The sequence below is a fragment of the Arthrobacter sp. NPDC057013 genome (assembly GCF_042674585.1).
Lineage (GTDB): Bacteria > Actinomycetota > Actinomycetes > Actinomycetales > Micrococcaceae > Arthrobacter.
Window position 1 is genome coordinate 1 of the sequence record NZ_JBHUSE010000035.1, and the last position, 19,674, is coordinate 19,674.

General features: G+C 65.3%; 16 protein-coding genes. 11 read left to right on the forward strand and 5 right to left on the reverse strand.

Going from position 1 to position 19,674, the window contains the following annotated elements; genetic code table 11:
* Positions 1-839 (reverse strand): NAD(P)/FAD-dependent oxidoreductase (locus tag ACFTSA_RS23950; RefSeq protein ID WP_377954557.1); only part of this gene is annotated, 839 nt, incomplete at its 3' end.
* A gap of 347 nt (positions 840-1,186) precedes the next feature.
* Here ACFTSA_RS23950 and ACFTSA_RS23955 point away from each other — a divergent pair.
* The gene (locus ACFTSA_RS23955; protein ID WP_377954559.1) at positions 1,187-3,085 is read left to right on the forward strand and encodes a BCCT family transporter; all 1,899 of its coding nucleotides are present in this window, start codon (positions 1,187-1,189) and stop codon (positions 3,083-3,085) included.
* 127 nt (positions 3,086-3,212) lie between these two features.
* On the opposite strand, the gene ACFTSA_RS23960 is transcribed toward ACFTSA_RS23955, so the two are convergent.
* Complete coding sequence (locus ACFTSA_RS23960) at positions 3,213-3,536, reverse strand: DUF6457 domain-containing protein (protein WP_377954561.1); 324 nt, start codon at positions 3,534-3,536, stop codon at positions 3,213-3,215.
* 228 nt (positions 3,537-3,764) lie between these two features.
* On the opposite strand from ACFTSA_RS23960, the gene ACFTSA_RS23965 reads away from it, so the two are divergent.
* Both ACFTSA_RS23965 and ACFTSA_RS23970 read left to right on the forward strand, forming a co-directional pair.
* Positions 3,765-4,928, forward strand: a complete 1,164-nt coding sequence (locus ACFTSA_RS23965; protein WP_377954563.1) for an S-(hydroxymethyl)mycothiol dehydrogenase — start codon at positions 3,765-3,767, stop codon at positions 4,926-4,928.
* Positions 4,925-5,545 (forward strand): MBL fold metallo-hydrolase, encoded by a 621-nt coding sequence (locus tag ACFTSA_RS23970; RefSeq protein ID WP_377954564.1) that lies wholly within the window; start codon positions 4,925-4,927, stop codon positions 5,543-5,545. Before ACFTSA_RS23965 ends, ACFTSA_RS23970 begins: the two co-directional genes overlap by 4 nt.
* Positions 5,546-5,699: 154 nt before the next feature.
* On the opposite strand, the gene ACFTSA_RS23975 is transcribed toward ACFTSA_RS23970, so the two are convergent.
* The 3 genes from ACFTSA_RS23975 to ACFTSA_RS23985 all read right to left on the reverse strand — a co-directional run bounded on the left by ACFTSA_RS23975 (position 5,700) and on the right by ACFTSA_RS23985 (position 9,291).
* Positions 5,700-6,095 carry a hypothetical protein gene (locus tag ACFTSA_RS23975; RefSeq protein ID WP_377954567.1) on the reverse strand — a complete coding sequence of 132 codons (396 nt, stop codon included), beginning with the start codon at positions 6,093-6,095 and terminating at the stop codon, positions 5,700-5,702.
* A gap of 442 nt (positions 6,096-6,537) precedes the next feature.
* Complete coding sequence (locus ACFTSA_RS23980; protein WP_377954569.1) at positions 6,538-7,947, reverse strand: MFS transporter; 1,410 nt, start codon at positions 7,945-7,947, stop codon at positions 6,538-6,540.
* Positions 7,948-8,610: 663 nt separating this feature from the next.
* On the reverse strand, positions 8,611-9,291 hold the full coding sequence (locus ACFTSA_RS23985) for a GntR family transcriptional regulator (protein WP_377954571.1): 681 nt from the start codon (positions 9,289-9,291) through the stop codon (positions 8,611-8,613).
* Positions 9,292-9,411: 120 nt separating this feature from the next.
* Between ACFTSA_RS23985 and purU the strand changes: the two genes are divergently transcribed.
* From purU to ACFTSA_RS24025, 8 genes are all read left to right on the forward strand, one after another.
* Complete coding sequence (gene purU, locus ACFTSA_RS23990; RefSeq protein ID WP_377954573.1) at positions 9,412-10,326, forward strand: formyltetrahydrofolate deformylase; 915 nt, start codon at positions 9,412-9,414, stop codon at positions 10,324-10,326.
* A gap of 58 nt (positions 10,327-10,384) precedes the next feature.
* A complete protein-coding gene (locus ACFTSA_RS23995; protein WP_377954575.1) occupies positions 10,385-12,877 on the forward strand; it encodes an FAD-dependent oxidoreductase in 2,493 nt (830 codons plus the stop codon).
* 111 nt (positions 12,878-12,988) lie between these two features.
* Entirely contained in the window at positions 12,989-13,615 is a 627-nt protein-coding gene (locus tag ACFTSA_RS24000) for a cyclodeaminase/cyclohydrolase family protein (protein ID WP_377954577.1), read from the forward strand.
* On the forward strand, positions 13,612-14,490 hold the full coding sequence (locus tag ACFTSA_RS24005) for a bifunctional 5,10-methylenetetrahydrofolate dehydrogenase/5,10-methenyltetrahydrofolate cyclohydrolase (protein WP_377954579.1): 879 nt from the start codon (positions 13,612-13,614) through the stop codon (positions 14,488-14,490). Before ACFTSA_RS24000 ends, ACFTSA_RS24005 begins: the two co-directional genes overlap by 4 nt.
* Positions 14,491-14,501: 11 nt before the next feature.
* Complete coding sequence (locus ACFTSA_RS24010; protein WP_377954581.1) at positions 14,502-14,735, forward strand: hypothetical protein; 234 nt, start codon at positions 14,502-14,504, stop codon at positions 14,733-14,735.
* A 90-nt stretch (positions 14,736-14,825) separates the two neighbouring features.
* A complete protein-coding gene (locus tag ACFTSA_RS24015; RefSeq protein WP_377954583.1) occupies positions 14,826-17,192 on the forward strand; it encodes an FdhF/YdeP family oxidoreductase in 2,367 nt (788 codons plus the stop codon).
* A gap of 190 nt (positions 17,193-17,382) precedes the next feature.
* Positions 17,383-18,657: a molybdopterin molybdotransferase MoeA gene (locus ACFTSA_RS24020; RefSeq protein ID WP_377954584.1), complete on the forward strand. Its 1,275-nt coding sequence runs from the start codon at positions 17,383-17,385 to the stop codon at positions 18,655-18,657.
* 100 nt (positions 18,658-18,757) lie between these two features.
* Positions 18,758-19,564, forward strand: a complete 807-nt coding sequence (locus ACFTSA_RS24025; RefSeq protein ID WP_377954586.1) for an IclR family transcriptional regulator — start codon at positions 18,758-18,760, stop codon at positions 19,562-19,564.
* Positions 19,565-19,674: the final 110 nt, after the last annotated feature.

A 19,674-nucleotide genomic window follows, 5' to 3' on the forward strand; every position in this document is an offset into this window, starting at 1 on the left:
GCGTCGAACCAGGCAGCACAGTCACCCACCGCCACAATGCCCGGAACACTGGTGCGCCCCATCGCATCACACAACACACCGCCGTCGACCTCCACGCCCGACCCGGCAAGCCACTCAACATTCGGCTCCGCGCCGATGCCCACCACCACAACGTCGGCCGCCAGTTCCCTGCCATCCGCCAGGCGAAGGCCGGTCACGCTGTCCGCCGTGCTGTGGAACTCGTCGATGCCGGTGCCACAGATCAGGCTTACGCCGTTGGCCTCGTGCAGGTTGGCCACTACGGATCCCATGTCCTGTCCGAGCTGGGCCGTGAAGGGGACCGGCGAGTTGTTGATCATGGTCACCGCCATCCCCCGGGAAGCGGCGGCAGAGGCAACCTCGGCGCCGATGAAGCCGGCGCCGATCACAATCATGCGGGCGCCGGCCACCAACCTGGGGGTCAGACTCTGGGCATCAGCCATGGTCCGCAGGTAGAACACGTTGTCGAGGCCGGCGAGGGCCGGCATCTGGCGGGCCCGAGCACCGGTCGCGATGACAATGCCGTCTGCTGTGACGGTGCGGCCGTCGTGAAGGCGGATGGCCCGCGTCTCTGCGTCCAGACCGGTCGCGCTGCCTCCCAGAATCCACTCGGCGTTCAGTCCGTCGTCGTCGGTCTCGAGGAAGAGGTCTTCGGCCGTAATGGTGCCCAGGAGGAAATCCTTGGACAGTGGCGGCCTGTCATACGGCCGGTGATGCTCATCGCCAATGATGACCAGCCGTCCCGAGAAGCCTTGAGCGCGAGCTGCCCGGGCTGCCGAAAGGCCAGCCAGCGAGGCTCCCACGATCGCAAGCGTCTGCATACTCAACTTCTTCCTTAATTGCTTCATGCGCAACAACGATCACAATAAGCAACAGCGTGCTGCATCACATCTCCGGTGTCAAGAGGTGACGGCAGCAATAAAAAATCCTTGACAACGCATGTGAGCTGGCGCACTCTGTTGCTGAAGGCGAAGTGTGTTGATTACTGCGGAACTACTGAGCACGGCGTGTGCTCCCGGCGAAACTGCCGGTCCGCTTTCACGAAGCCAGGACCGTCGATGGCGACCGTCCTGGCTATCGAATCCGAGGACGAGCCGAACCTGGCGCCGGGCCCAACCCGGGCAGCCACGGCTGGGCAGTCCCACTTATTCAATTAAGGAAACCCCTCATGACAATCAATAGTGACGTCACTATCGATGAAAGCAGTGAAGACGGTCGGGCCCCGGGGGTGGAGCCGGCCTTGGATCAAGAACCTGAAACTCCCCAGGAAGACCTGGAAATCCTTCAGGCCCTGCGGGAAACCGAATCAGAACACGAAGAAGCGCGGCGCAGCAGCCAGCTGTTCCGGAAGGGAGGACTCGACAAGGTAGTTTTCGGCGTCGCCGGACTGCTCACGCTGGCCTTTGTAATCTGGGGCTTTGCCGGCAAGGAGAACCTGGCCGCCACCTCCCAGGTGGTCCTCGACTGGGTCATGGAAAACACCGGCTGGCTGTTCGTTGCCCTCTCTTCCCTGTTCGTGGTCTACGTGCTGTGGCTGGCGGTCAGCCGCTTCGGGAACATTCCGCTGGGGAAAGACGCCGAAAAGCCCGAATACTCCATGGTCTCGTGGATCTCGATGATGTTCGCCGCAGGCATGGGCATTGGCCTGATGTTCTACGGCGTGGCCGAGCCGCTCTACCACTACATTTCCCCGCCGCCGGGCACCGTTGACGGCCAGACGCCCGCGGCCGTCCAGACGGCAATGGCAACCTCGATCTTCCACTGGACCCTGCACCCCTGGGCCATGTACGCGGTCGTGGGCGTTGCGATGGCCTACGGAACCTACCGCCTTGGCCGGAAGCAGCTCATTTCCACCGTCTTCACGTCGCTGTTCGGCATCCGGCGTGTGGAAGGTCCCATCGGCAAGGTCATCAACATGCTGGCCATATTCGCCACCCTCTTCGGCACCGCTGCGTCACTGGGCCTCGGTGCGCTTCAGATCGGCAGCGGCATGGCGTCCAACGGCTGGATCAGCGGCCAGCTTGCCACTCCCGTGCTGGTGGTCATCGTTGCCGTGCTTACAGCCTGCTTCGTGGCCTCGGCCGTCTCCGGAATCAGCCGCGGCATCCAGTGGCTGTCCAACATCAACATGGTCCTGGCTGCAGTCCTGGCCGTCATCGTGTTCGTTGCCGGACCAACGCTCTTCATCCTGAACCTGATCCCGGCAGCCGTCGGCGATTACGCACGGGACCTGGCTGAAATGGCATCCCGGACCGAGGCCGTCGGCGACGACGCCCTCCGCACGTGGATGTCCGGCTGGACCATTTTCTACTGGGCATGGTGGGTCTCCTGGACTCCCTTCGTAGGCCTGTTCATCGCCCGCATCAGCCGCGGCCGGACAATCCGCCAGTTCGTCACCGGCGTCCTGCTGGTCCCAAGCATCGTCAGCGTGATCTGGTTCGGCATCTTCGGCGGAGCCGCCATCAACATCCAATCCAAGGCAGATGCCACCCCCGACACCGGCGATGGCCTGGCCCAGATCGTCGACGGAAAACCCTCGATTTCCTTCGACGGCGCCCTGTTCGACCTGCTCCACCACCTGCCGCTGCCCAACGCGATTGCGGGCGCGGTCGCCGTCCTGGCGATGGTCCTGGTGGCCATCTTCTTCGTCACCGGCGCCGATGCGGCCTCCATTGTGATGGGCTCGCTCAGCTCCAACGGCGCTGAGGAACCACGCCGCGGCGTCGTCATCTTCTGGGGCGCCCTGACCGGAGCCGTAGCCGCGGTAATGCTCCTCGCAGGCGGCGACAAGCCTGCCGAGGCGCTGGCCGGACTGCAACGAATCACCATCGTGTCGGCCCTGCCATTCGTCATCGTGATGTTCCTGATGTGCTTTGCTCTGACGAGGGACCTGCGGAGGGACCCCCTGTCACTCCGCAGGCGGTTGGTGACCTCCGTCGTCGAGCGGTCCATCCGCAGCGGCGTCGACAAGCACGGCGGCGTCCAGTTCGACCTCGTGACCAAGCACGAGTGTGATGAACGGTGCGCCAACAATGAGCTCGATGCGCACGGGGACAAGCGGCACTAGGCACAGGGCGGCTTTGAGTCCAGAGCCGCAATGATCGCAGTGCAGCACTGAGCACAGAGCAGCACTAAGGGCGGCCGGGTACGGGTGGCACAAGCCACCGGGATCCGGCCGCTCTTGCGTGCAGCGCCTACGCCGCTCCAGCCGGTCCGCCGCGCCCGGCGTCTTGGCTCCCGGCCCGGTCCTCGCACAGCCGGAACGCGATGTCTGCGGCCCGGGCGGTCGCTTCCCTGGCCCCTGCAGAGCCCGCGTCGTTTTTCCCGGCCTTCTGGCCCGCCGCGTAACCCACCATGAAGGCCGTCACCGGAGCCGCGGCATGAATGACCTTGTCCGCGGATTTCCGGGCCAGATCCAGCAGCAGTTCCTGATCGACGTCGAGATCAGGGATCTCCAACGCCCTCGCCAACTGCTCGTACCACTCACCCAGGATCTGCATTTCATCTTTGACGGCCATGACCTCTCCTTCTGTGGGGCACTTCGTTCAGCTTGCCCCTGCTGCGTTGACGCAGCAAGATCCGGGGCATACGATCGCTTATATATCAGTTATCTAGCTCACAAATATCAATGGAATATCAGCTGCGCTGATGCCCTCCGGCAACGCCCCGCTCCCCCGCGAACAGCGCCACGCGCCTGCCCGGGTGGACTGCGTCAGCCGCAGAACACCCGAAAGGAATGTGACCTCATGGTTCATAAAGTGAAGGCAGTTGTTGTCAGGGCTAAGGATGCTCCGGTGTCGGTGGAGACGATTCTGGTGCCGGATCCGGGTCCGGGCGAGGCCCTGGTGGACATCCTGACCTGCGGCGTCTGTCATACGGACCTGCATTACAAGCTGGGCGGTATCGGTGATGAGTTCCCGTATCTGCTGGGCCATGAGGCCACGGGTGTGGTGTCCGCCGTGGGTGAGGGCGTGACCGAGGTTGCCCCGGGGGACCGGGTGATCCTGAACTGGCGTGCGGTGTGCGGGCAGTGCCGGGCGTGCGCGAAGGGCCAGCCGCAGTACTGCTTCAACACGGCCAACGCCACCCAGAAGATGACCCTGGAGGACGGTACCGAGCTGTCCCCCGCCCTGGGGATCGGGGCGTTCGCGGAGAAGACCCTGGTCGCTGCCGGGCAGTGCACCAAGGTTGACGAGGACGCCGACCCGGCCGCCGTCGGGCTGCTGGGGTGTGGTGTGATGGCCGGGATCGGGGCGGCGATCAATACCGGTGAGGTCAAGCGCGGGGAGTCGGTGGCCGTGATCGGCTGCGGCGGCGTGGGCATCGCCGCGATCGCCGGCGCCAAGCTCGCCGGGGCGACGACGATCATCGCCGTGGACATCGATGAGAACAAGATCGAGATGGCGAAGTCTTTGGGCGCGACGCACGGGGTCAACTCCCGCACCACGGACCCGGTCGAGGCCATCCGCGCACTCACCGGCGGGAATGGCGCGGATGTGGTGATCGAGGCCGTGGGCCGGCCGGAAACGTACAAGCAGGCGTTCTACGCCCGGGACCTGGCCGGCCGGGTGGTCCTGGTCGGGGTCCCGACGCCCGAAATGCAGCTCGAGCTGCCGCTGCTGGACGTGTTCGGGCGGGGCGGGTCGCTGAAGTCGTCCTGGTACGGGGACTGCCTGCCCTCCCGGGACTTCCCCATGCTCGTCTCCCACTACAAACAGGGGAACCTGGACCTGGATGCGTTCGTGTCCGAACGGATCACGATCGACCAGGTCGAGGAGGCGTTCGAGAAAATGCACGAAGGCAAGGTCCTGCGCTCCGTCGTCGAAATCCAGCCCGCCACCCAAACCCCGCCCGCCGCAACCGCAACCGCAACCGCAACCGCAACCGCAACCGCAGGAGCATCCGCGTGAGCGTCAGGATCGAGAACCTGGTCACCTCGGGCACGTTTTCGCTGGACGGCGGGACGTGGGATGTGGACAACAACGTCTGGATCGTGGGCAACGAGGAGGAGTGCGTGGTCATTGATTCCCCGCATGACGCCGCCGCGATCATCAACGCCGTGGCCGGCCGGAAGGTCCTGGCGGTCCTGCTCACGCACGCGCACAACGACCACATCGGCGCCGCCCGCGAACTCGCCCAGGCTGTCGGCGCGCCGGTCTGGCTGAACCCGGAGGACCAGGTCCTCTGGGAACAGGTCTACCCCGGCACCACCCCCGATAAGGAGATCAAGGACGGGGACGAGTTCCCGGTCGCGGGTGCCGTGCTGAAGGCGATCCACACCCCGGGCCACTCACCCGGCTCCACCTGCTTCCACCTCGAAACCGAAAACACCGTGTTCACCGGCGACACCCTGTTCAACGGCGGACCCGGCGCGACCGGCCGCTCCTACAGCGACTACCCCACCATCCTGACCTCCATCCGCGAACGCCTCCTCACCCTCCCGGCAGAGACGATCGTCAGGACCGGACACGGCGAGAACACCACCATCGCCGCCGAACGCGAAACCCTCGCCAACGTCACCCACTAACGAGTAGCCGGGCAAAACCCGGCAAGCAGCGAACGGCCCCCGCCAGGCAGTGCTGGGGGCCGTTCGCTGTGCCGTTTAAGCGGCCGTACTCCTCCGGCGCGGGTTTACTCCACGCGCAGCAACGAACACTTCCGTCGGGGCACGCCGGCACGTGTTATTCAGCCGGGGTTGCATGGGTCTGGCCGGGGCCGGCGGACATGGTCGCCAGCGACCAGCACCAGCCGGCGAGTTCCCGTGCGATCGCGACGTTTGCGGTCACGGGGCGTTTCCTGTGTTCGAGGTAGACCAGCCACCGCTCGTGAAGGCCGCGGTTCCCGGCGTCTCCCCGGGCCTGGGCGGCGGGAGGCGCCTGGGCCCAGCGTTGCCGCATGAGGCTGGAGGGGCATGGACAGGGTTGGCGGTGGTGCCAGGCGGCTTCGACCGAGAGCCTGCGGGCGTGGCCGTTGCCGGGTTTGGTGATCGGGCCCTGGGAGCGTGACTGGGCGATTTCAACGGCGAGGCCGAACGCGGTCAGCGTGGAGATACCGCGCAGGCACTCGAGGTTCCTCACGACCGGGGTGTACAGGCTGTCATAGGCCAGTTCCGTGATGGCCCGGTCCCGGCGGTCCAGGACCCCGTCATCGCTCCCAGGCAGGAATCATAGGCCAGCTGCAGGGTGCGGAATCGAACTTCTGCCGCCCCAGCCAGGCCCTATGCTGCAGGGTCCACGCTTTCCCGCCCGTGTAGATGATGCCTTGGCGGGCGGCGCCGGGTGACCCGAGCGCCGCCGCGGCAGCATGCGGAAAAGATGTACCCGACATGGGAACAACTGGTCCGCACCGCAACACTGACCAGCACCATTCCACAAGAAATTCTCCTCGCACCAACACGATGGTTTCAACGCAGCTTCGCACGCTGCGCCAGCGCAGTGTGGGCCGAACAATTCAGGAGACTCGCGCCGACGAGCGCAACCTGTCCTGTCGGGCACTACGTTGCACCGCGCAGTCCCGGTGTCAGTGGGAGAAGTTTGCTGAGATTTCGGCGAGGGTGCGCCCCTTCGTCTCAGGTGCGAGCCATTGCGAGAGGACTGCGCCGAGTAATGCGACGGCGGCGGCTACGATCATGCTGGGGCCCAGGCCGATGTTGCTGATCGCCCATGGCAGGGCGAAGGTGCCGAGGGCGGCTCCGATGCGGCTGAAGGCCGCGGCGAAGCCCATGCCGATGCCGCGCAGGTGGCCGGGGAATACCTCGGCCGGATAGACCTGGGTCATCGTGGTGTAGCCGGCATTGAAGAAGGAGAAGGCGAGAAACAGTACGAGCACGAGGATCGCTGGTGCGTTCGCCCAGACTCCGATGATCAGCAGGATGCCTGCGCAGAGCCACTGCCCGGGCACGGTGAGGATTCGGCGGCCGAGCTTGTCAATGAGAAGTACGGTGGTGACAACACCTGCGGCCGCAAGTGCGGAGAGGCCGACTCCACCGGTCCAGCCGCCGAAGCCGAATTGGTTGAGCACGTCGTCGGCGAAGGTCGCGATCGCGAAGTACGGGGTGACCGCGCAGAACCAAAAACCTGCGGTGAAGAGGGTGGTGCGCCAGTACTGCCTCGAGAACAGCATTCCGAAGGAGGCGCCCTTGATTTTGGTGCTGCTCTGCGCGGCTTGTGCCTCCTGGATCATCCTCAGATCGATCTCTTCGGTGATGCTGTTGTGCATCTCGGGTGATTCGATGTATTTGCGTGCGATCGCGAGTGCTTCCTCACGCCGTCCCTTCGTAATGAGCCAGCTCGGTGATTCGGGGAGGCCGAAGCGGGCGAGGAACAGGATGAATGCGAGTATCGTGCTCGTGCCGATGACGAGGCGCCATGGGGTGCCGGCGTCGTGCAGGAGCGTGCCGATGATGAATGCCATCATGAAACCGACGTACCAGGCGATCAGAGTCAGCCCGAGCAATCGCCCGCGGAGCTTTGGAGGGGAGAACTCTGAGAGCAATGGCCCACCGATTGAGTACTCGCCGCCGATCGCGACGCCCATGAAGAACCGGATGGCGGCCAGCTGGATCACGGCCCCGTCTCCGGAGGTTACGAAGAACTGGGCCGCTGAGGCGACCAGGAACAGGCCCATGTCCACGAGGAACATGGGCTTGCGTCCGAACTTGTCAGTAGCCCAGCCGGCCAGCGGGGAGCCGACGAAGATACCAACCAGCGGGCCTGCAGCGATCATGCCCAGAGATAGTGCGTCGAGCTGGAGATCTGACCGCATGGGTCCGGTGACGGGGCCGATGATTCCGAGGATGTAACCGTCGAGGAACATCCCGCCGATGAAGACAGCGACAAGCCGCACCATGAAGCGGCGTTTGAACCTGGAGCTGGTCTCTTTCGATATGGAGGTGTCGACGGAGTCCGTCGTCGTGGTCGGTTGGATCATTGAGATTTGTTCCCTTCTGGCTTCAGCGCAACCCGCTGACGGCACCAGAGCGCCGTTTCAGCGCAAACCGCTGACGGCACTAGAGTGCCTTCTTGAGCATCGGCTTATCGACGACGTCGATATCGGACACCTTGAGTCGACGGCGTGCAATCGGCTTGGGTCTTTCGCTACGTTTATCGGCGCTGACGTCACGTGCGCTTGTCATGAAAGTGTTCCCTTTACTCAGTGTTGCGGATGCCTCAGTTTTTGCCTCGACCGGTCCTGGGCTGGCAGGTTCGATTCGTCAAGACAGGTACTGCAGTCCCTGGGAGCGAGGTCCAGGTCGCGAAACCGCTGAGGCACCGCTTCGATTTGTTCCGCATGGAGCAATGAACTTCGCAGTAAGCAACACAGTGAGGCACGTCACGGATAATTGTCAAGCACTCTCTCCGCAGCCCGCTCCACCCTTGACTTTCGCGCCTGAACGCGCTTCTACCTCGTCGGCTACCTTCTCCGCGCGCAGCCGTGGTCGTCTTTTTCAAGCAAGGTGCCAACCGGGCGGGGACGCGTGGCGGTAGCCGCACCCCCAACAAAGAGGTGCCCCCGCCGCAGGAGCGACGGGGACACCTCTTTCGCGATAACGACGGCGGGGCAACGTCCCGCCGTCGTCGTAGTTAAGTAGCGCTAGGCGGCGAAAAGGGCCGTCCGCACCGCCTTCTCAAAGCCGTCCACGTGTTCGCGGGCCAGTTCTGCGGCCCGGGCCTCGTCGCCTTCGATCACCGCTTCCAGCAGGCTGACGTGCTCGTGCACGTGCCGGGAAAGGTTCGGCAGGCGGTCCAGCACCATGCACCAGATGCGTATTGCCAGGTTGTCGTAGCGGATCAGCGCGTCCTCCAGGTGTGGATTTGCTGCCGCGGCGTAAATCCCCTGGTGCACCCGGGCATCCAGGCGCAGGGTCTCCACCACAGATGCGCTGTCCACGTCGAAGGCCTCCACTTCCTCCACAATGACGCGGAGGCGGTCCCGCGCGGCCGCGGTCGCCACCCTGGCAGCACGGGAGGCCGCGAGGGGCTCCAGCTGGGCGCGGATCTCGGAGATGAATGCGAGGTCTGTGACCTCCACGCGCGTTGCGAAGGTGCCGCGCCGCGGATAGGTCACCACCAGCCGGTCCACCTCAAGCCGCTTCAGCGCTTCCCGGACCGGAGTGCGCCCCACGCCAAGTTCCTTGGCGATCCCTTCGTCGTAAAGCGGATCACCGGGCCGGATCTCCAGGGTCAGCAGGCTGTCGCGGATCCGCTCATAGGCCACATCGGCCAGGGACCTCGAACCTCCGGCCTCCGTTACCGCCAAAGCTTCAAACGCCACCGCTCCGCCTCTCCTGCGGGCCAACATTCGACTATTGACCTCATCCGCACACCAGTATACGCTGGCCACCACCCCTGATATATCAATAAGGTGATTAGCCATATATCTAAAGGATGCGACATGACAGTTGTGGACACAGCCACAAACACCAGGCCGGCCGCGCAGCGAGAAGCCTCTGAAGAAACTAAAACCGGCAAGTTCGTACTCACACTGTCGTGTGTCGAGCGTGCCGGCATCGTCCAGGCAGTAACGACTTTCCTGTTTGAGCGCGGATTCAACATCGAAGAGCACCAGCAGTTCGACGACGGCCTCCGCCAGACGCTGCACCTGCGCACGGCCTTCTCCGGAGCCACGGATTACGATCTGCAGGCGCTCGAAGCGGAGTTCCGCCCCATCGCGGAACGCTTCGAGATGAAGTTCGACGTCCACGACGAGACCAAGCAGCGCGTTCTGGTCATGGTGTCCAAGTTCGGGCACTGCCTCAACGACCTGATTTTCCGCTGGCGCGGCGGCAGCCTGGGCGGCGACCTGGCCCTGGTGGTGTCCAACCACGAAACGCACCGGGCCATGGCAGAGGCCGCCGGCCTCCCGTTCGTCCACCTTCCCGTGACTCCGGAAACCAAGCAGGATGCCGAGCGGCGCCTGCTCGAGCTCGTGGACGAGTACAACATCGACCTCGTGGTCCTGGCACGCTACATGCAGGTACTCTCCGATGATCTGTGCCGGTCGCTCGAGGGCAGGGCCATCAACATCCACCACTCGTTCCTGCCGGGGTTCAAGGGCGCACGCCCCTACCACCAGGCCTACGACCGTGGCGTCAAGCTCGTGGGCGCAACAGCCCACTACGTCACCGCCGACCTTGACGAGGGCCCGATCATCGAGCAGGAAGTCATCCGCGTCGACCACAGCTACGGACCCACCACACTCTCCACGGTCGGGCAGGACGCAGAGGCCCTGGCGTTGTCCCGCGCAGTGCGGTGGCACTGCGAGCACCGCGTGCTGATCGACCAGGCCAGCACCATCGTCTTCCGCTAGAGCAGCCCCGCACAGGCCGCACAGCAGCCCAATACTTAAATCTGCAGGAGAAAACCACATGGCATCCACGCCACGTATTGTCATCATCGGCGCCGGCATCGTCGGCACCAACCTGGCCGACGAACTGGTCGCCCGGGGCTGGAACAACATCACAGTCCTGGACCAGGGGCCCTTGAACATGCCCGGGGGCTCCACCTCCCACGCCCCGGGCCTGGTCTTCCAGACCAACCCGTCCAAGACCATGGCATCGTTCGCCAAGTACACGGTGGAGAAGCTGCTGTCGCTGACGGAGGACGGCGTGAGCTGCTTCAACCAGGTGGGCGGCCTGGAGGTGGCCACCACCGAAACCCGTCTGGCGGACCTCAAGCGCAAGCTCGGCTACGCAGCCTCCTGGGGCATTGAAGGACGGATCCTCTCCTCCGCCGAGTGCAAGGAGCTGTACCCGCTGCTGAACGATGAGAACATCCTGGGCGGACTCCACGTTCCCAGCGACGGCCTGGCAAGCGCCGCGCGTGCCGTGCAGCTGCTGATCAAGCGCACCGAGGCCGCGGGCGTGAAGTACCGCGGCTCCACCACTGTAACGGGCATTGAGCAGTCCGGACGGCGGGTCACCGGCGTCGAAACGTCCGAGGGCGTCATCCCGGCGGACATCGTCATCTCCTGCGCCGGATTCTGGGGCGCCAAGATCGGAGCCATGATCGGCATGGCGGTTCCCCTGCTTCCGCTGGCCCACCAGTACGTGAAGACGACGGCGGTACCCCAGTTGAGCGGCCGCAATGAACTTCCGAACGGTGCCACCCTGCCGATCCTGCGCCACCAGGACCAGGACCTCTACTACCGCGAACACGGCGAACGCTACGGCATCGGTTCCTACGCCCACCGGCCCATGCCCGTGGACCTCGACACGCTGGGAACGTACGCCCCCGAGTCCGTCAGCGAGCACAACATGCCCTCCCGCCTGGACTTCACCCTCGAGGACTTCCTGCCCGCGTGGGAGGCGTCCAAACAGATCCTCCCCGGCCTGGCGGAAAGCGAAATCGAGGATGGCTTCAACGGCATCTTCTCCTTCACCCCCGACGGCGGCCCCCTCCTTGGCGAGTCCAGGGAACTCGACGGCTTCTTCGTCGCGGAGGCCGTCTGGGTGACGCACTCCGCCGGCGTTGCCAAGGCGATGGCCGAACTGTTGACCATGGGCAAGTCCGAAACCGACCTCGGCGAGTGCGACATCAACCGCTTCGAGGAAGTCCAGCTCACCCCCGAATACGTCAGCGAAACCTCGCAGCAGAACTTCGTGGAGATCTACGACGTCCTGCACCCGCTCCAGCCCAAGCTCTCCCCACGCAACCTGCGCGTCAGCCCGTTCCACGCCCGGCACAAGGAACTCGGAGCCTTCTTCCTGGAGTCCGGCGGCTGGGAACGGCCGTACTGGTTCGAGGCCAACGCCCCGCTCCTGAAGGAGATGCCGGCCGAATGGCTGCCCCCGGCGCGGGACGCCTGGGCCAACATGTTCAGCTCCCCCATCGCTGCCGCCGAAGCGTGGAAGACGCGCACCGCCGTCGCCATGTACGACATGACCCCGCTGAAGCGGCTGGAAGTGTCAGGCCCAGGCGCCCTGAAACTGCTGCAGGAACTCACGACGGCGGACCTGGACAAGAAGCCCGGTGCGGTCACCTACACCCTCCTGCTCGACCACGCCGGCGGCGTCCGCAGCGACATCACCGTCGCGCGGCTGAGCGAGGACACCTTCCAGCTCGGCGCCAACGGCAACATCGACACCGCCTACTTCACCAGGGCAGCCCGGCACCAGACCCACAGCGGCTCCGCTTCCGACTGGGTCCAGGTCCGGGACACCACCGGCGGCACCTGCTGCATCGGCCTCTGGGGTCCGCTGGCCCGGGACCTGATCGGCAAGGTCAGCGACGACGACTTCACCAACGACGGCCTGAAATACTTCCGGGCCAAGAACGTTGTCATCGGCGGCATCCCGGTCACCGCCATGCGGCTGTCCTACGTCGGCGAACTCGGCTGGGAGCTCTACACCTCAGCGGATAACGGACAACGGCTCTGGGACGAGCTGTGGAGGGCCGGCCAGCCGTTCGGAGTCATCGCCGCCGGCCGGGCGGCGTTCAGCTCCCTGCGCCTGGAAAAGGGCTACCGCTCCTGGGGAACTGACATGACCACCGAGCACGACCCCTTCGAAGCAGGCCTCGGCTTCGCCGTCAAGATGGCCAAGGAGAGCTTCATCGGCAAGGCCGCCCTCGAAGGCCGGACCGAAGAGGGCTCGGCCCGCCGGCTGCGCTGCCTGACGGTCGACGACGGCCGGTCCATCGTGCTGGGCAAGGAACCCGTGTTCTACAAGGAGCAGGCAGTGGGCTACGTGACCAGCGCCGCCTACGGCTACACCGTGGCCAAGCCGATTGCCTACGCCTACCTCCCGGCCACCGTTTCGGTGGGCGATTCCGTCGAGATCGAATACTTCGGACGGCGCATCACGGCCACCGTGTCAGAAGAGCCGCTGTACGACCCGAAAATGACCAGGCTCCGCGGTTAAGCAGCCCGCAGGGCCCCTGGGAGCACGCGGCCCGGCTCATCCTCGCAACGGGAGCCGGGCTGCGTGCAGCCCCCTTTCCGCTCCAGCCCCTACCAGCCCAGGAATGGACAAATGATCGGTTCAGAAACAATTAACGACTACCTCGGCAGGCTTGCCGCGCGGAAGCCCACCCCTGGTGGCGGCGCGGCCGCGGCGCTGCACGCGGCGCAGGGTGCCGCCCTCGTGGCGATGGTGGCACGGTTCAGCACCGGCGACAAATATGAGCAGCACGCAGAGACCACCTCCAGAATCATTGCCGCCGCCGACCAGCTCATCGGCGAGACGCTGGGGCTGGCCGACGCCGATGAAGCCGCCTTCAAAGCTGTGATCGCTTCCTATAAGCTGCCCGCCGCCAGCGACACTGAGCGGGCGGCGCGCGCAGCCGCCATCAACGACGCGCTTGGCCAGGCTGCCCAGCCGCCGGCCCGCCTGATCAGGCTGTCGGGCACCGTCGTGGAGCTCGCCGCCGCGCTTCTGGATATTGCCAACCCGAACGTCATCAGCGACATCGCCGCCGCAGCCGACGCGGCCAGGGCTGCCGCCACCACGGCCCGCGTCAACATCGACATCAACGTCGTGGCCATCAAGGACGCCCAGGCGCGCGCCGCACTGGCGGAGCAAACCGACGGGCTTGAAGAAAAAGTCGTTCTGGCCGCTGACTCACTCTCACGCCAGGTACGCGAAAGGATCCTCCGATGACGGCATCCCTGCTCTCCGGAAAGCCCCTCGCCAAACTGATCCAGCAGCAGGCCGCCGCCCAGGCCACGGAGCTGGCCGAGGAGGGCACACGCCCAACCCTCGCCGTCGTGGTTGCGACGGAGGACAGCTCCACCCACTGGTACGTGCGTTCCATCGAGCGCGCCGCGGAAAACGCCGGCATCGGCTGCAGGATCATCGACGTCGGCCACGACGCCACCGAACAGGTGCTCGTCGCAGTACTGAAGGACCTCAGCGTGGATCAAGCAATCCATGGCATCATCCTGCAGACTCCGCTGCCTCCCGGCGTGAAAACCCAGGAACTGGTCAAATACATCGCCCCGGAAAAGGACATCGACGGCGCCAACCCGCTGAGCCTGGGACTTCTCGCCGTCGGGGAACGCGCCTTCGCCCCGGCCACGGCACGGGCCGTGGTGGAAATCCTGGACCACTTCGACATTCCGGTGGCCGGCCGCAGCGTGGTGGTGGTGGGCCGTTCAACAGTGGTCGGCAAGCCACTGTCCCTGCTGCTGCTGCAGAAGGACGCCACCACCACCGTCTGCCACTCGAAGTCCGGCCCGCTCGGGAAGTACACCAAGGCGGCCGACGTCGTGGTTGTTGCCGCGGGCCGCACCGGGCTGCTCACCGGGACGGATGTTTCGGACCGTTCAGTGGTGATCGACGTGGGAACCAACGTGCTCTCCGACGGCTCGCTCGCGGGCGACGTCGACGAAGCCAGCGTCCGTCCGGTCGCTGCCGCGCTGACGCCTGTCCCGGGCGGTGTGGGCTCAGTTACCACGGCGCTGCTGCTTCTCCATACGGCCGAAGCTGCCCGCGAACAGCTCCGCGCGGTCCCGACGCCTGTCCTCGCGCGGTAACCGGGGCACTGATGGCACGCAGCACCGCGCCGCAGCCTGCCGGCGTGAAGGTCGTGGACGACTGGACTGCGCTCACGCCGGGCGATTTCGTCACCGTGCTGGAGCAATACACGGTCCCCCACAGCGGCTGGATCGACGATCTGACCGAGGACGGCCGGATCATCTGGCTGGTTCGCACCTTCGGGGGCGGCCGCCGCATGTTCTTCCGCGAGAACGGCGACGTCGTCACAGTCGGCATTCCCTAGGCAACGCACTCCCCACTGCACCGCACGGATAGACACTGCTCGGATAAACACGGCACGGATTTACACGGTACTGATCTGAAGGAAAAGCCCATGGCCTCCAAAGCCCCCCGCCACAATATTGACGAGTCAAAGCTGACCGTCAGCAAACCCAAAACCAAGGCGGTCGGCATCCCCGCGGTGGCCAACGCCCTGAAGATATCGCTTGAGCAGATGGGTCCGCTGCGCAGCGTCCAGACGCTGATGGCCGTCAACCAGATCGACGGCTTCGACTGCATGGGCTGCGCCTGGCCGGAACATGAAAAGCGCAATGCCGCGGAATTCTGCGAGAACGGCGCAAAGGCGGTGGCCGAGGAGGCCACCCGCCGCCGCGTCAGCCCGGAGTTTTTCGCCAGCCATTCGGTCGCCGAGCTGAAGACCCGCGATGACTACTGGCTGGGCCAGCAGGGAAGACTGACCCACCCGATGGTCCTGGACGAGGGCGCAACCCACTACAGGCCCATTGACTGGGACGATGCCCTGGAACTGGTCGCCCAGGAACTCAGGGACCTGGACGATCCTGACCAGAGCGTCTTTTACACGTCCGGCAGGACCTCCAATGAGGCTGCGTTCGTGTACCAGCTGCTGGTCCGCGGCGTGGGCACGAACAACCTTCCGGACTGCTCAAACATGTGCCACGAGTCCTCCGGGTCCGCGCTGGTGGAGACCATTGGCATCGGCAAGGGATCCGTCAGCCTCACGGACCTGGAAACGGCGTCCCTGATCTTCGTGGCTGGCCAGAACCCGGGCACGAACCACCCGCGCATGCTCAGTGCCCTGGAAAAGGCCAAGAAAAACGGCGCCGTCATCGTGTCCGTCAACCCGCTCCCCGAGGCAGGGCTCCTGCACTTCGAGAACCCGCAGACGATCTCCGGAACATTGGTGGGAACGCAACTGACGGATGACTTCCTGCAGATCAGGGCCGGCGGCGACCAGGCGCTGTTCCAGGGCCTCGGGAAATACCTGCTGGACGCGGAACGCGCAGGCAGGAACACCCCGGGCCTGACCACGGTCTTTGACCACGACTTCATCACGAACCACACGTCCGGCGTCGAGTCCTACCTCGAACAGCTGGAACAGGTGCAGTGGGACGACATCGTCGAGGCGACCGGCCTGAGCCGGGAGCAGATCGACGCCACCGGCGAACGGCTCCTGGCGTCGGGCTCCACGATCGTCTGCTGGGCAATGGGCCTGACCCAGCACAAGCACTCGGTGCCCACCCTTCGCGACGTAGTCAATGTCCTGCTGCTGCAGGGCAATATTGGCAAACCCGGAGCGGGAGTCTGCCCGGTTCGCGGACACTCCAACGTCCAGGGCGACCGGACCATGGGCATCTTCGAACGCATGCCCGAGGGCTTCCACGACCGGCTGGACCAGGAATTCCAGTTCCGTTCCCCCCGGGCGCACGGCTACGACACCGTCGCCGCCATCCGCGCAATGCGTGACGGCAAGGTCAGGCTGTTCGTGGGCATGGGCGGGAACTTCGTCCGGGCGGCCCCGGACTGGGATGCCACCGAGAAGGCACTCGCCAACACCCGGCTGACCGTGCAGATCTCGACGAAACTAAACCATTCCCACCTGTCGACGGGGAAGCGCGCCCTGATTCTTCCCACGCTGGGCCGCACCGAACGGGATGCCCAGCGTTCCGGTGACCAGAGGGTCACCGTGGAGGATTCCATGAGCGCCGTCCATGCATCCCGCGGCCGGCTCAAGCCCGCCAGCGAGCACCTGATGTCGGAGGTGGCCATCGTGTGCAACCTCGCCCACAGGGTGTTCACCGGCGCGGACGGCCGGCCGCATCCCAACACGCCGGTGGCCGACTGGCACGCGCTCCGGGACGACTATTCCCTGATCAGGAAGCACATCGAGGCGGTGATCGACGGCTTCGAGAATTTCGAGGAGAGAATCCAGCACCCCGGCGGTTTCGTGCTGCCGCACCCGCCACGGGACAACAGGGAATTCAAGACCACCACCGGCAAGGCACACTTCACGTCGAATCCCCTGGAGTACATCCGGGTCCCGTCCGGGCGGCTGGTCCTGCAGACCCTGCGTTCCCACGACCAGTACAACACCACCATTTACGGCAAGGACGACCGCTACCGCGGAATCCACGGTGGCCGGCGCGTGGTGCTGGTCAACGAGGCAGACATTTCCGAGCTCGGTTATGCCGACGGCGACCTGGTGGACCTGGTGTCCGAGTTCCGGGGCACGGAACGCCGTGCAGAAAGCTTCCGCATCGTCAGCTACTCGACGCCAAAGGGTTGCGCCGCGGCTTACTATCCGGAGACCAACGTGCTCGTGCCACTGGACTCCGTGGCCGACACCAGCGGAACCCCGACGTCCAAGTCCGTCGTCGTGCGGCTGGAACCGGCGGCAAGCAAAGCCGGGGAAAATCGGATGCTTGCCACTCTTCCGCGCTGATATATCTTTACGATATATTTGGAATATCAGGCGGCTGAAGTCCGGACGTGAGCCCGGACCATCAAGGACGTAGAGCAGTTTCGTTTCCCGTAAACGGTGTTTCGGAGGCCTGAAATACCTGGGGAGGTAAGCGCCGGAGCACCGCTTTCGGGAAACGAAACCTGCCAACCATCCAACGAGGGAACAACCCGTGACAGCTCCAGCCCTTCGAACCATCGAGAGTCCGGGCACAGGCGGCGGCCCCGCCGCCCACGGTGGGCACACCTGGGCAGAAGCACGGCGTCTGGCCTTTGACTGCGCCAGCCCCCTTGGACCGGAGCACGTACCGCTCCGGGAGGCGAACGGCAGAACCCTTGCGGGCGACGTCGTCGCGCTTCAGGAGATGCCCCACTACGCCTCGTCCGCCATGGATGGCTGGACGGTCAGTGGCTGCGGCCCCTGGGCGCTGACGGAACCGGGGGCCCCGCTCCGCAGCGGAGAGGCCAGCCCCGTCGTCACCGGCGGCGTTATCCCTCCGGGCGCCGAGGCGGTGCTCCGCGTTGAGAGCGGACGCGTAGCAACGCAGGCTGACGGCCGGGCCATGTTGCTCGTAGGTGAGGCGGCATCCCCCGGCGAACCCCGCCCGGGCCAGCACATCCGCAAGTCGGGCGAGGAAGCGGCAGCCGGCGAGATACTGGTCCCCGCCGGGACAACCCTGAACCCTGCGCACATCGCGCTGGCCGCCGTTGCCGGGTTCGACCAGCTGACGGTCCGCGGCAAGCCACTGGTGAAAATGCTGGTCACCGGTTCAGAGGTGGTCACGGCCAGCACGCCGGCACCGGGACAGGTCCGGGATGCGTTCGGCCCCCAGCTCAGCACCGTCATCCGGATGCTTGGCGGCCTTCCTGGGCCGCTGGTCCGGATCGGGGACTCCTACGAGGAATGGCTCACGGCCCTGGGAGCTTCCGAGGCGCCGATGGGGCAATGGCCCGACGTCATAGTGACCACCGGCGGCACCGGACGCTCGGGCGCGGACCACTTCCGAAATGCCGTGCTGGCGCTCGGCGGGCGGCTCCTCATCGACGGCATCGCCATGCGGCCCGGCCACCCCGCCGCCCTGGGCAAACTGCCCAACGGCCGGTTCGTCGTCGGACTTCCTGGCAATCCCCTCGCTGCCCTCATGGCACTCTTCACCGTTGGCGGCCCGCTGCTGGCCGCGCTCGGACACCAGCCACTGCCCGGCATCAGCCGGGTGCCGTGCGGCACCACCATCGACGCCCACCGCGCCTCCACCCGGCTCATGCCGTTCCGCTGGATCAACGACTTGGCGGCTCCCGTCCACTACACCGGGCCGGGGATGATGCGCGGACTTGCCAGCGCCGACGGAGTCATGGCCGTACCGTCACGCGGCATCCAGCTGGGTGAGCCGGTTCCGGCATTTGCGCTCCCCTGGCACCAGGAGCTGCGGCCGCCGTTGGTTAAATGACGCCCCGTTGTCCGCCGAGGTCTAGGATCAAACGTGTGAAGTAAGCGTGATGGTGCCGAACCTGACCGCTGGTCACGGCGACAACATGGGAGCACCACTGATGGCTGCAAGAGACGAACCAGGGACTGGCAGGGACCCGGAGGCGCCAGGCGGAGGCGTCCAGTCCGTCGACCGCGCCATGCAGATCCTGGAGATCCTCGCCCGGGACGGACACGCCGGCGTCAGTGAAATCGCCGACGAAATGGGCGTCCACAAGTCCACCGTCTCGCGGCTCCTGGGCTCGCTGGTGTCCAGGGAGATCGTGCGGCAGAACAACGACCGCGGCAAGTACCAGCTGGGCTTTGGCATCCTGCGGCTGGCCAGCTCCATTCCCGGCCGGCTGAGCCTGGTCCACGAGGCCCGTCCCATCCTGGAACGCCTCGCAGACCAGTACAAGGAAACCGTCAACCTCGCCGTCCTGCGCTCGAACTATGCGGTAAACGTGGACCAGGCGATGGGCCCGTCAACACTGGCAACGTCCGACTGGGTGGGCAGCCTGACGCCCCTCCATGCCACCTCCAGCGGCAAGGTACTGCTGGCAGCACTGCCGGTTGAGGAGCGCTCCCGGATCCTGGACAAAGTGGGCCTGCCGGCCCGCACCCCTCGGACCATCACGGACCGGGACACCCTGGAGAACCAGCTCCTCGACGTTTCCCGCGACGGTTACGCCATTGTGCACGAGGAATTCGAGATCGGACTGACCGCGGTTGCGGTGCCCGTGTACAACCACTTCGGGACCGTCATCGGGTCCGTCAGCATCTCCGGCCCCGCCTTCCGCTTCGACCCGGAAAATACGCCGGGCCTGATCCAGGGACTCCAGGAGGCCGGCCTGGCCATCAGTGCAAAGATGGGCTACACCCACCGGTGACCGTTGCCGCTTAAATGACTGAGCCTGCCGAAAGCTTGGTTTCGGCAGGCTCAGTCAGCGGATTAGAACTTTATGGGGCCGGGGTGGTGGTTTCTTTGCGTTGCAGTGTT